This is a genomic window from Chryseobacterium sp. JK1, from assembly GCF_050632815.1.
Classification (GTDB): domain Bacteria; phylum Bacteroidota; class Bacteroidia; order Flavobacteriales; family Weeksellaceae; genus Chryseobacterium.
Genome location: NZ_JBODRU010000001.1, coordinates 302230 through 316180, shown reverse-complemented (window position 1 = coordinate 316180; position 13951 = coordinate 302230). Strand labels below are relative to the sequence as shown.

Annotated in this window: 9 protein-coding genes; 1 reads left to right on the top strand and 8 read right to left on the bottom strand. The window is 31.8% G+C overall.

The features are described 5' to 3' along the window. Window positions 1-358: 358 nt before the first annotated feature. From ACQ76T_RS01465 to ACQ76T_RS01435, 7 genes are all read right to left on the bottom strand, one after another. Complete coding sequence (locus ACQ76T_RS01465) at window positions 359-1057, bottom strand: hypothetical protein (protein WP_431341579.1); 699 nt, start codon at window positions 1055-1057, stop codon at window positions 359-361. A 196-nt stretch (window positions 1058-1253) separates the two neighbouring features. Beyond that, a complete protein-coding gene (locus ACQ76T_RS01460; RefSeq protein ID WP_431341578.1) occupies window positions 1254-1961 on the bottom strand; it encodes a hypothetical protein in 708 nt (235 codons plus the stop codon). A 217-nt stretch (window positions 1962-2178) separates the two neighbouring features. After that, window positions 2179-2856, bottom strand: coding sequence for a hypothetical protein (locus ACQ76T_RS01455; RefSeq protein ID WP_431341577.1), 678 nt, complete (start codon window positions 2854-2856; stop codon window positions 2179-2181). A gap of 1 nt (window position 2857) precedes the next feature. Then, the gene (locus tag ACQ76T_RS01450; RefSeq protein ID WP_431341576.1) at window positions 2858-6340 is read right to left on the bottom strand and encodes an RHS repeat domain-containing protein; all 3483 of its coding nucleotides are present in this window, start codon (window positions 6338-6340) and stop codon (window positions 2858-2860) included. A gap of 169 nt (window positions 6341-6509) precedes the next feature. Then, the gene (locus tag ACQ76T_RS01445; RefSeq protein ID WP_431341575.1) at window positions 6510-7562 is read right to left on the bottom strand and encodes a hypothetical protein; all 1053 of its coding nucleotides are present in this window, start codon (window positions 7560-7562) and stop codon (window positions 6510-6512) included. A 30-nt stretch (window positions 7563-7592) separates the two neighbouring features. After that, window positions 7593-9293 (bottom strand): hypothetical protein, encoded by a 1701-nt coding sequence (locus tag ACQ76T_RS01440; protein ID WP_431341574.1) that lies wholly within the window; start codon window positions 9291-9293, stop codon window positions 7593-7595. A gap of 11 nt (window positions 9294-9304) precedes the next feature. Continuing rightward, entirely contained in the window at window positions 9305-10927 is a 1623-nt protein-coding gene (locus ACQ76T_RS01435) for a T9SS type A sorting domain-containing protein (RefSeq protein ID WP_431341573.1), read from the bottom strand. A gap of 342 nt (window positions 10928-11269) precedes the next feature. On the opposite strand from ACQ76T_RS01435, the gene ACQ76T_RS01430 reads away from it, so the two are divergent. Then, window positions 11270-12550, top strand: a complete 1281-nt coding sequence (locus ACQ76T_RS01430) for a hypothetical protein (protein WP_431341572.1) — start codon at window positions 11270-11272, stop codon at window positions 12548-12550. An 85-nt stretch (window positions 12551-12635) separates the two neighbouring features. Here the strand turns inward: ACQ76T_RS01430 and ACQ76T_RS01425 are convergent, their stop codons facing one another. Beyond that, window positions 12636-13859, bottom strand: a complete 1224-nt coding sequence (locus ACQ76T_RS01425) for a YncE family protein (protein ID WP_431341571.1) — start codon at window positions 13857-13859, stop codon at window positions 12636-12638. Between the last annotated feature and the right edge of the window lie 92 nt (window positions 13860-13951).

Sequence of the window (13951 nt, the reverse complement as noted above, 5' to 3'; positions counted from 1 at the left end):
TATAATAACACCTTATTACTTTCAATTCTGCATGTAAAGAGTTTATACGCGCTCAGCTTTTGTTTTTTAGTAAGATAATGATAGATGCTTGGATCTACACAAATGGATAATGCTCCTTCATTTTTTTCTGCCCAATTAATTGGATAATAATAATTGTTGACTTCCTAAACTTCGGGAAGCATCTGCACTGCTTCTGCCCCCGTGCATTTCTTAAGTGATCACAATACCAATGATATAAAATTTTAATGTAGAAAAAAAACAGAGTAGAAAAAAATTTCAGCTCTGGTTTGGACATGCTGAGCTATAAAACTCTAATTGGTAAGAAACTCAAAGTTTAAAAACTTAGTGGGCCATTTAATTAATTATATACATAAGACAAGGTATTGCTTTCTAGATTCCCCGTAAAAAGTATATATTTTTCCAAATACTTTTTTTGCTTTTTTGTTAAATAATTATAAATATTCTTATCAGCACATAGTTTAATAGATAAGTTATATGTCTTTTCATTTGTTAAAACATAATAATTATAAAAATAAGTATTACCTCTCCTAATATTATAAACATCCATTTCGAGTTCAATATTTAATTTTTCTTTTGGCGACAAAAGAACTAAATTTTCATTTATATACAGATTTCTTATCGCTTCCATATCATTTGTAAAGTTATTTTGATTTTTCCATTTTAAAATTCTTTCTTTTTCTTTTAACTCTTCTTTTTTGATTCTTTGAGCATTTTCATTACTTAATCTGTCTATATGATAACTTCCTATTAAAGATTCCACTGTATTATTATTTTGAGGATCTTTAAAAATTAAGGCAGGCGCAAAAAAATAATGAGGATAATCTAATGTATTGAGACTACTGCAAATTTCTTCAATATTATATGCTTTAAATCCTTTTTTATCGAAAGGTACCGCATAGTATTCATTTGTTTTGTTAGTGAGAGTTATTACTATCTTTAAAGGTCTTTTCTCATCTGAAAAATGGATGCTAATATTGATTTGCGCAAAAGATAAAGTGTATATATATAGGAATATTAGTATAAATATTTTTTTCATCAGTTTTTACTTTTTTTGAATTGTTGTAAAATTATTATATAATTGAAGTAGTGTTTTTAAATTATTATTTATAAAATCAACTTCAGCTTGTGTATGACGAGTCTCTTTAGCTGGAGAATTAGGTCCATGCATATAATATGTGTATTCACTTTAAAGCCACTACTCTTTTAATGACTTTGTTTTAGTAAAATATCTGTTATTTATAAGCTTCAAACGAAATACTATTACTTTTAATCGTTCCTAAAAAGAATTTATATTTTTCAAATTTCTTTTTCTGCTCCCTTGTTAGCCATTGATACGCATCATCTGTAATACAAAGGTGAAGCCCAAGATTATATCTAGAGAATTCCAGAAAATAGGCATCATATAAAAACGAAGTTTTTGTTCTGGATAAATTACTTAAATCGACAAAAATTTCATAACTATATTTTTCATGAGGCTTCAGTATTAATAAGTTATTTGTTATGTAATAATTTTTAAAAGCATATTCATAAGAATTAAAATGATGTTCTTTTTTCCATTTATTAACTTTATTAACTTCATCACCTGCGGTTTCCTGTAATATTTTTATGTTTTCTTTCGATTCTCTATCTGAATGTCCTCTTGAAGATTCAGTATAGAGATAATTTTGATCATAATCTCTATTTATCATTATTGTGGGAGCAAAAAAATTGTAAGGATAGTCTTTTTCATTGTAGATTCCACAGTATTCTGAATCAGAATATCCTTTAAATCCATTTATATCAAAGGGAAGTAAATAATAATCACCAGTAAGATTAATTACATCGATTTTTAATGTTAATTGATACGTTTCTACATGAGATTGAATCGTATAGTTAATCTTTATTTGAGATTGAAAAATAAAACTAACTAGTAAGCTTAATAATCCTAAATATTTCTTCATCTTTCTATTTATACTATTATTTTCCGTTTTTAAATATTTAATAATAAGTGAGACTTTACATGTATTATAGCTAAAGCTAATAGTAGAACGTACTTCATATTTTACGGTATTTTATATTTTGAGTCTAAAAACTGATATTTTTCTAAAAACAAAACATAACAACTTCATTCACAGACAAATACAAAACACCACCTATGCTTAACAATATTCAATATATTTATAATAACACCTTATTACTTTCAATTCTGCCTGTAAAGAGTTTATATGCGCTCAGCTTTTGTTTTTGTTTTTTAGTAAGATAATGATAGATGCTTGGATCTACACAAATGGATAATGCTCCTTCATTTTTTTCTGCCCAATTAATTGGATAATAATAATAAATATTTTTCTGATTAGTTATATTGTCAAAATTAATACTCACTTTAAAATTAATATGGTCTTTAGATTTTATAACAACTAGATGATTTGATAAATAGTAGTTTCTTTCCATAAAATACCGATCATGAATTTTGTTTTTTTTACTCCATTTTTTTAACGTATTTAAATATATACTATCATTTTTTTTAATTTCCTTGATCATTATATTAAAATGATCATCGTCTGATATTTCATTATTATGAATATTGCCAATCATTTTCCCTTGTTTATTTTCTACCACTAATGTAGCCCCTAAAATGGGGTAAGAGTTCTCATAATCATCTATAGAACATTGATTTTCAAAATAAGGTTTTAAAGATGTTAAGTCTACAGGCAATATAATATCTTCAGCATTATTATTGTAAATATAAACTGTTGCCTTTTTTTCAATTACAGAATATTCCCATTTCATCGTAACCTGAGAACTGTAAAAATTGGATAAGAATAATGAAAACAAAAAAATTATTAAGTTTTTCATGTTATTTTAATTTTGATTGATATATAAAATTCCAAGCTGTATTTAATTCATATAAATAATTACTTATAGTATCAACGCTTTTCTGAGTATAACCGAGACCCTTTGGACCATAATAAAATTCAGCAGCCTTAAATCCTGAACGTTCACCATACCTTTCGGAGCCTAACTTTATTTCCCACGATAATCCCATCACCTCCTGAAAAAAGCCAAATGAATCCTGAAAAAATCTTGAGCTTTGAGACTGTCGAGTAATTTCACCAAACTTACCTCTGAAAAATAAGTCTCCAAATGAATGATTCATTTCATGTCCAACAGTAAAAGCTAGCTTTAAAATATTTTGAGCATTATTCATATTAATCCAAATTCTATGGAATTCTGTTTTATTTGGACAGTTCCCACCCGTATTGTCTATAAACTCCGCTTTAGTCATTGTCGCTAATTCAACTAAACCGGGTACTTTTCCAGTTAGAGTGCTTATATCGTCAAATTTTGCTTTAGTATTTGCAGGGTCTTTCCAGCCAGCATTCTTTAATTGGTCTACCATAGAAAATAATGCTCCAATACTTCCTCCATTGCTAAAATAAGATTGTATAAACATTATACCTTCCTTACTACTAAATGACAACCCTTTTGATGTAGCTCCTCCACCTCCTTCAAGGCCACTACTGTAAAAGCCCCCTATTCCATCTTCATATCCTACTAAGCCTAGAATACCAGCTCGTGTCCCTATTCCTCCTCTTGCATAGAAGCCTAATATGCCACCCATTGGCTGTGGAGGGCCATTATCAGGCATTGAACGGTCCGGCATTGCCTTTCTGCCATCTGGATCTATGAAATTTATAGGATTATTGACCGCATAATTATAAGGTGAGAGCCTTCTACTTGTTTCGGCTAAAGGATCTATGACACCCCATCTTGCAATATCAGGCATATACATCCTTGCTCCATAATCACTCCATCCTGTTTCTTGCTGAAATTCTTTCCCATTATATTCGTAATGATAAGAAGTGTTTCCCACTAAGCCATTGTAATCTTCATGCTTCTGCCCAAAAGGATAATAATTATTTTCTTGAAGAACTTCTGCACTTCCATTTGAATTACTAAAATAACTAAGGCGTATGTTTCCTAAATGATCCGTATAATTGTAAATATACTTATTATTTTCAAAATTGTAATAGCCCTCAGCAGTAGGTATAAATTTTAAAGCTAAACTAACTTCTCCATTCTTTTTCTTCAGTGTTTGATACTGAAAACCATCCAGATATTCAGTAATTTCAGTCTCCATAATTGTTGCCCCTCCAAAAGGAGTACGATTATATATTTTTTTTATTTTTGTTCCATCGGCACGGTATGTATAATATATACTCTCATTAATAAACCCACCTCTTGTTATTAAACCTTTATCAAACTTGATGTATGATGGAAGATTCATATAGTTATAGTTAATCTGTAAAACACCTTTATCAATATGATCCTTCATATTTCCATTATCATCATAGGAAATCGTATTTCCTGATACGTCCGGATAACCGCTATAATTTCCAGAAAGATCTACCACGTGGTTAAGTCTGTTGCCTGTATAATCATAAGTAAGATTATCTATTAAAGAAGCATTATTAGAACCACCTTTTGTATTTCTCTGTAGTGATATGATATTATCGTTTATGTCATAGTTAATTATTTCATTATAGAAATCATTCTTTGGAATTGAAGTGTCAGGTTCAGAATAAGTTCCTTTTTTTAATCTATTCAGTGGATCATACGAATAATTATATCTTTTTAATTTACTATCAACAGCTGTTTTCCAGGTTACTTCCGTCACATTACCATTATATTTACCCGAAGATAATGAAGCGTCCAAGGGGTCATGCCGGTGTATTTCATATCCAAACAATTTTGTTCCAAGATTTGAAGGTTCGTTTACCTTAGCAAGGGATCCTCTTATATCATATACATAATCAATACTTTGAAGATTATTGCCTACCTTCTTATTGGAAAGTTGTGATTTTTCATTATATACGTTTTCTGTTAAAAGCTCACTGGGATTGTTGTTAACCTGATGCCATTGTTTTTTAAGCCTGTTATGCTGATCATATTCAAAAGTTTGTACAATTACTTTTTCTTGATCTTCACTTATTCTTTTATGATATATTTTAGACTGTTTTACTACTCCTACAAAATCCAATTCACTTTCTGTTCGGGTATATCCACCCAAGTGGTTAATGGAATAGGTTCCTATTGCTCTATTTTTTTCATCATACCAAATATAATTTTTTGTCCAAGTATCATCTTCAATATTCTTCACAAGACTCATTGTGGGTAAAGTCTTTGTATTGATTGTCATATTGGGAGAATCATTGATGATGGTCTGATTGAATATGGTTGTTGGAAATGAGGGACTGAAAGGATAAGAAGGATAATTATCATAGTAATTAACATTCAGTATAATTGTATTTTCTGTAGGAAATGCATTTTTTGTATAAAAAACATCCATTCCTTTATAGCTAAATGAAGAGGCACTTCTTTCTTCGTTATTCCCTGGATTAACAGACATATTATTAATAGCCGTCTGTAAATCTGACCTTGTAGCATCACTGATAAAGAAACCACTATATACAACCCTTCCAAATTTATCATATTTAGTAAACATCCAACCTTTAGCTCCAAAATTATTATCAGCAGCAGATCTCAAATTAGCATCTTGTGTCAGTATTAAACGATCCTGCTTATCATACACCATATATTGCCAGCCTTTTCCTGGAAGTTTTTTTTCAACTAGTTTACCACTACCTTCATAGCGGTATTGATAGCAGAGATTATTTAATACATCTACAGAGATCTGTTGTCCTGTTGTCAGATTTTTGATTGCTGCTGATGCTTTTGGTGGAATAACGTATACTAGCTGCCCGTATTCATTATAAAGATAATAAGTATCTACATCCTGCGTACCATCATTTTTCCTTACTAAAATAATTTGTCCTTCACCATTCTGAAATTCCGTAGTAGTATTTCCTTCTTCATCAGTAACAGAAGTTTTTATTAATTTATTTCCAGAATAAGGATCTAAAAGGATTATACCAGACTCTGTTCTGCTTTCCAACCATGATGTAGATATTGTATATCTTTTTACTTCTCCGTCTATATTGGTATCATATCCCATATTTAAAGGTTTCTGAGACCAAGCATTTCCTGCAGGCACCATCTGTTTTATTCTATTTGTATATACGTTATCATAAACTTTTTCGGAAAATATTTTTTCATTTCCATACATAACTGAAGCATCCTCTAACGGATTCGTATATACTGCGCCATTCTGAGTGGACTTCTGAGGGACTGGAAAATAATCTTTAACCTGCTTACCTACATTATTATATTCTACCGGGGTTACCACATCTCTTCCCAAAGGAGTTGCTTTAATAGCAATCGTTTGAACTGGCCTTCCTAATCCGTCAAAATACGATACAACCTCAGTTTTTTTATACAATCTGCATCCATACAATTTTTGGTATACAGAAAGTTTTCTGATGTACTAAGATTTGTCTGCCCCAATGCAACAGTAAACGAAAAAAGAAAAGTGAAAAAAGAAAAATACTTCATCCTAACATTTTCAAATGTGGCTTTTTTTATTCTTATTAATTCTACAATCATCATAGTTAGTGTTTATAATTATATTGATACTCTTTCAAAACCTTTCCGGAAACATCTGTTATTTTGACAAGTCTATTTGCATTATCATATACATTTGTGGCTCTTATTCCATTAGAAGATACTGTATTTGTTACCCCTACCAAAGGATCATGAGTTGTACCTGTTATAGTATAGTTTTGCATGGCAGGATCTTTTCTCATAACTTCAAGAGCAGATAAAAGGACAGGTTCAGTTGCCGGATTATCATAATCAGAATTGGAAGCTGCTATTACCGCAGCAACAGAAGGAAGCGAAGAAACTTGAGTATAAGCTGCCCCAGAAATAACAGCAATAGGAAGACTCTGATAATATCCCCATATTGTAGTAACTGGTATTCCTTCTTTGGAGGTAGTCTGTACTAAATTACCTTTACTGTCATACATATCCATTGTATTAACAGTTATAGGAAGCTGAGTTTGCAAGTCGTAAGCTATAATTGACGTTGGATAAAAATGCGATAAATCCTCAAACTTAACTTCAGATTTTCCAGTGAGCTTGCCATTTTTACTTGTTGTGCTTTCTACAACAGTTTCTACCATATTTGCATTAATAAGTTTCTGAATTCCTTTATCTTGAGGATATTTGAAATTCTTTTCTATAACTGTTCCATCAGGAAGAGTTTCTTTCGAGTAACTTAATGTACTATATTGATCCTCAAAAATGTTTTCGGAAGTTGAATTCAGCTTTTTTGAAGTTGAAATATAATTTTCTAGGTTAGATAATTGTTTTGAAATCACAACTTTTTTCACTGATTCACCAGAAGCTGTCACATCTAAAGAAACCTCTTTATATTGATATGTTATTTCTGATTTCTGTAAAAGTTGATTAGATGGGCTGTAATCTTCTTTTTTCTCTAAAATTCCCATAGTATAAAAATATTGAGCCATATTCCTATCTTCTAGAATAAAAGATGGTATAAAATTGGAAGCTATTGCATTTTGTTGTGCAAAAAAATATTTGGAATAATTACCACTAATCATATCGATGACCTTTATATTGGTATAGCCTATAGATGGCATTTCTTTTTTCCCATTAGTATAATCGGTTTCCTACCCAAAAGGACCTAGCTGACTACCACTTGATGTTTGAGAATCATTAAATATATTATATTCATACTTTGTATAGCTTAAAGGAATAGAGGAACCAGGATTAAAATTTTTAGTACTTTTAATCCTAAGGCCAAAACCATATTCATTATTATCTTTCCGTTGTTGTTTTGGAGCATAAAGTTCAAGAGTACCATATCCTTTTTTTAAACCATAAAAAGCAATTTTTAATGGCTGAGTCGTTATGTCAAACCAATTTATTTCTGGACATTCAGTTTGATTATATGGGTCTAGAAACACATTTCCTGTATTATTATTTATTTGATAATCTATATCATTTGGTATAGAAGGATTTCCCGGTTGATTTGGATACATTGTATAATTATACTTTGCAAATATTTTATTCTGGTATCCCGAAGGAATAGTGACATTATAAATGTTTGTTAACTTGGTATCAAAATTAACTGTATAAATTTTATCAACATCATAATTATCATAGTAACAGTTACCTCCGAAACAAATATTATTCAACTGGCTGTCTTTTATAGAATGAGGTTCAAACTCATATTCTGTAATTCCTCCTGTCGGTAGAATAATCCTCTTCAAAGTATTATAGCTCATTGTATTTCGATTGGTCTTAAAAGGAGTCAACAATCCTTCTTCAAGATTACAATAATGATAATCAATAGGATATCCATAGTGGTCAAAATAAGGATACCCCGTCTCAGTATTATATTCAAAAGAAAATTTTTGGATCTGGTTATTATTCTTATCAAGATTAATTAATTCTTTAAGATAATCACTTCCCCAATTTTTAAATGCATACTGATTTATAAGTTGATTTTTAAAATTTTTAAGCATCACTTTATCCAGAATATACCAGTCTCTTCCATTAGCATTATTCAAAATTGGTGGCCCCATCTTATTTACATATTGATATTCTATACTACCTATCCCCTGTACAGTTATTTTCTTTATCTTTTGTTGCTGTAATGTACCTATTGAAGTTTCTTGGATTGCAGTTTCATATTCAAGATTTACTACTTCTTCATTTTTTATATTATAAATTTTAGATAGGAAAAATCCGCTATTAATTAATGTTTTAAACTCTATATCATTTTTTAATCTTTCAAAAATATTAATATTGATTTTATCAAATACATACTTGTTTCCTTTAGTGTCAACAATAGAAAATGTCTTAACTTTATTTGGTTTTGTATTATCTTTTGTAATAAAAATTTTATCATTAGAAGGTGAAATGTTAACACCGATCAACTCATGGGTTGTTTTATCCATTCCTATATAGAATTTTCCATTACCACCAGGATAAGTATAATAATAAACATCAGATTTAGCTTCGTATACATTTCCATCACTAATAAAAAAATCATCTTCATGTCTTGTTTTTGCCCTTACAATACTTCCCATAGAAGATAAACTCCATCCTTTACCAACATCGCTTATGAGATTAAATGCAGAAGCTCCTTCTGTTGTATAGTTGAGAGACAAATTGATGGTAATATTTGCGGTAGGAGAATTTAAACTGAATACAGGCAATGAGATATTAGGAATACCCTGAAACATATTAGTTTCTCCATTAATAACATAATCATATTTCTGGAGTCCTATCTTATCTTGTCCTGAAACATTAACGTTTCCTAAAAGAGCAGTGAGTAAAAAAGCACTTAATAGTATTTTTTTCATGATTCTTAGTTTTATTTCTTGATCAGCTTTGCATTGGCTGTTTTATTCGTGTCCGTTTTTATGACCACCAGATAAGCTCCCTGTATCAAAGCTTGTGTATTAATCTTCGTTACTTTATTCTTTGTTTTTATATTCTGAAGCTGTCTGCCTCCCATATCATACAGTAAAATATCTGCTTCCTTGAAATCAAAACCGATTTCTACATAAGCATAGTCGGATACTGGGTTAGGATAAATCTTAATGTCTTGTTCCTCGATCAGCTTATCAACCTGTTTGTCTCCAAGTTTGACGATCTTCCAGTTTTCCTTTCCCAATTCTTCAGCGCTCGTTCCTGCAAGGATAATGGAACCGTCTCTGTTCAGTTTTAAGTCAGCTAACCTTTCTTCTCTCTTTCTGGATTCTCCGGTGATGTGTTTTCTCCACTGTTCATTGCCATTCTCATCTAAATAAAGCATCCAGAAGGTTTCATCATCTTTTTCTATTCTGCCTTCGGCCTGAGTATAACCGCCTAAAAGAATTCCTTTAGAAGATTTATCATCTGCTGAATGCAGCACACTCATACTCATCAGAATATCTCTGTTTTTAAAATTGTAAGATTTCTGCCACTGCTCTTCGCCTCTTTCATTCAAAGAAATCAACCATAGATCAGATCCTTCTTCGATGCCTACCGTTTTGTTTCCGGATCTTTCTGATCGGGATTCTCCTCCGATAATAAATCCATTAGATATTAAAGCTAAGGTTCTGATGTGATCATCTCCTTTTCCTCCGAAATTCTTCTCCCATTCTACTTTTCCGTTTTTGTCTAATTTGACAATCCAGTAGTCGCCTTCTCCAAAGTTGTCACTTTGTTTGGAGGTAACAGAGGTTAGGTTGCGGGTAGCAGTTTTTTCAGGCGATAAAGGAGTTGTGCTTGTGGATGGTGGGTTATTTGTTTTAACAATTCCACTTCTTGAATAAATTCCCAGTAAAGCGCCTCCATCCTTCGTGGGAATCATTTTCTCCACTTCATCAAGACCTTTTCCTCCTAAAATAAGTTGGGAAAGTTCTTTTCCGTCTTTATCAATTCTACTAATCCAAACATCTTTGGAACCGTAGCCTTTGGAAGAGTTCTGAACATTTCCGGCTACAAAAAATCCTAAATCTGTTGTTTGAATAACCGATCGGGCTTCTTCATCAGAAGAGGCTCCGAGTGTTTTCTGCCACAACTCATCTCCAAATTCATTGATTCTGATCAGCCAGATGTCTGAACCACCTTTGGAATCCTCCTTTTTATCCAACCCTTTTCCGGAATAAGATGTTCCGGCTAATAGAAAACCTCCATCCTGAGTGGTCACCGTAGCTGATAAATAGTCATGATTATTTCCTGAGAAGTATTTTTCCCAGACTTCCTGTCCTTGTTGATTCAATTTAATAAGATGGAAATCGTACCCATTGTTTTGCTTACTTCCAGAAGCTTGCTGTTTATCGCTTTGAATAGAGCTTCCTGTAATAAGGTACTGCTGATCAATTGTGATGGTCACCTGGCTTAAGAAATCCTGCGTTGAGGATTTGATATCTTTCTGCCAAACAACTTCCTGAGCATAAATACCCAAGACCGTGCATAAAGTCAATGCACTGAGATAGAGTTTTTTCATTCTCACATTATATTTGAGTTAGTAATTAGTTTTTAAACCATGTAAAATTAACATTTTTTAAGATATTTAAATCATATATAAAACATGATTTGACATTTTTTATTAATTATTTTATCTTATTGCAAAATTATTAACACAAAACGACATAACATGTCGCATTAAATGAACAACTCTAAAAAATAAGCTCCAATATAAATTCCTCAATCTCAAATATTGAATTATATCATACAAAAAATAACTAGTCTATTTCATTTTCAATCAATTAAAAGTAATTCACTATATTATTTAACCATTTCATTACCAGCTCTTGCCATGCTTTGTTTTTATTAATATGTTTACTCTATGATGAGAAAAAACTATTACCAAAAACTGGCTTTTATGGTCACGCTTTTGACCATTCTACTGATCTATCAGAAATATACGAGCAGGGAAAAAGAACCTTTCCCTGATATAAAATTCATTGCTGAATCCTCTACATCTACCCATCTGCTAAGCTTTAACCCTAATTCTCTGGATGAAAGCCAATGGCAAAAACTGGGATTTTCCGAGAAGCAAACTTCTACCATTCTTAAATACAAAAAAATAGTGGGAGGATATTTTACATCGAAAGAACAACTGAGAAAATGTTATGCGATTTCTGAAGAAAAGTTTAATGAACTGGAATCATTTATTGTACTTCCGGAAACGGCTGAGAAGAGCTTTTCAAATACATTTAAAAATGTAAAGAAAGAGATTAGCATCACAGGGAAATTCAACCCGGATAGGTATTCTGTAGACGAATGGATGAAAATAGGGTTCAGTGAAAAGCAAAGTGAAGCCATTTTAAAATATAAAAGTTATTTGGGAGGAAGCTTTATCAGCAAAGAGAAATTCAAAGATTGCTTTATTATTTCCACAGAAAATTACCAAAAACTTGAACCTTATTTGTTGTTGCCAGAAAAAACTCCGGATAATTTCAAAAAAATGGCTGGAAATATGATCGGGAAAGCAAGGATTCAATATCATTATTTTGATCCTAATCATTTAAACAAAGAGGGTTGGATAATGTTTGGATTTTCAGAAAAGCAGGCTAATACGATCATCAATTACCGTGACCGAAATTTGAAAGGAAGTTTCAAAAACCTGGAAGAACTTGAAAAATGCTTTGTTATTTCCTCCGAAAAGTTCCAGGAAATGAAACCTTATATTAAACTTAGTACTGTTTCTACCAAAATAGAAAACATAAAGCAGGAGAAAACAGATTTCTCTAAAATTGATCTGAATGCAATCACCTTCAAACAGCTTGTAGAATTCGGACTGGATGAAAGAAGTGCCGGTTCTATGATAGGTTTCAGAAAAAAACTGGGCGGCTTCGTCAATAAGCAGCAAATATTGGACACTTATAATATTGATAAGGAAATTGTACAGAAATTAATTTCAATGGCACCGTTGGACCCGTCAGGAGTTCCAAAGTATACCTTAACAGAAGCACCGGAAGAATGGCTAAAAAATCACCCTTATTTCAAATATTCTGCAGATAAGATTATCTACTATCGCATCAGCAATCCTGATGATAGAAAAATATGGAAGTTTCTGAAATTAAAGCCTGAATATGAAGAAAGAATGAAGTTATATTTAAAATAATATGCTGTTTTTCAGTGAATATAAGACTCCTCAAAACAGTATGTCTATTTTGGGGAGTCATTAATATTCAAAATTGGATTATGCTTTAGTGATGCATATAACTGCTAGGGCCATTGGTTCCTTCTATTGATTCAGGGAGTATTCCATATTTGCCACGTAAATCAACTGTTCCCAGCGTTTTTCCTGACTCGATTTCAATGACGCTAATGGTTCCGGAATTTAAATGAGGTATATTCAGTAGATTATTCTGTACTGCTACTACTTCTTTTCCTTTTTTAGTTTTAAAGAAAACCATATGATGTGCTCCTTTATCTGCTGTAAGGGTCTTTAAGAGTTTTAATTGGGGAAGATTGCTGATGTTAAAGACAAGGACTTTCCCAGGATCTGCAAAGCTTACGTACAACCTGTTATTATCATCAATATACATTTCGAGAGTCCAACCTAATCCCTGTGTACTTCCATCAAATATTTTGGTAAAAGCATCGTATTTCTTAGTTGCAGCATTGTAGGGGGCAATCCAGATATCTCCTCCGAGCATGGTAGTCGCAAGGGCATATTGTGGAAATTTACCACGAAGCAACAACACTTCTACAGGACTGGACATATCTGTTGGCGAGTCTGCAATCTGATATGTCTCTTTTAACTCATAAGTATTTAAATCCAACAAAGTACAGGTATTTCCAAAACCGCTGGTAAGATCCGGATGAATGGTTGAAGTTACCATCATCAGTCCTTTTTCTTCATTTACAGAAATGCCATGCGGATACATGATAAATTTATTTGGATTGTCCTGAATTGGAGCTTTGATGGTTTTGATAAGCTGATTATTACTAGCATTAAAAACACCTACACTGCCGTCTCTTAGTCCTCCTGCTCCCCCCATAAAAGTCATAAAAAACCTTCCGTCATTGGTGAAAAATAAATTTTCTCCTACCGTATTCTCTCCTGTATTAATAGGTGTTGCACTTACTAATTTGGGTTGTCCGATTTTGTCTTTTTCACTTTTTATTTCATATAGGTAGCTTCCGCCCAATGCAGTTGTATATAGCTTATTTGCGCTCTGGTTATAATAAATATGATGAGGCAGTACACCAACACCTAATTCAAGTTTACTGCTTATATTTCCAAAATCAGGAGCTTCTGGATCTAGCTCTAAGACGGCAATTCCATCTGATTGTCCTGTCAGGCTTCTATAGTCAATATAAAAAGCTGTATCGTGTGGAATCTCTGGGTGATTGTCGTGTTGACAATTAGAAAGTATCATCAGAATAATGATAAACGAGGGAATGTGTTTAAATTTTAATTTCATGGTTTTCAATTGTTTTGTATTATAAATATAACACTAATCCAATAAAAAACTTAAAATATTACACCAATATGTGAATTTTATAAAGAAATAGC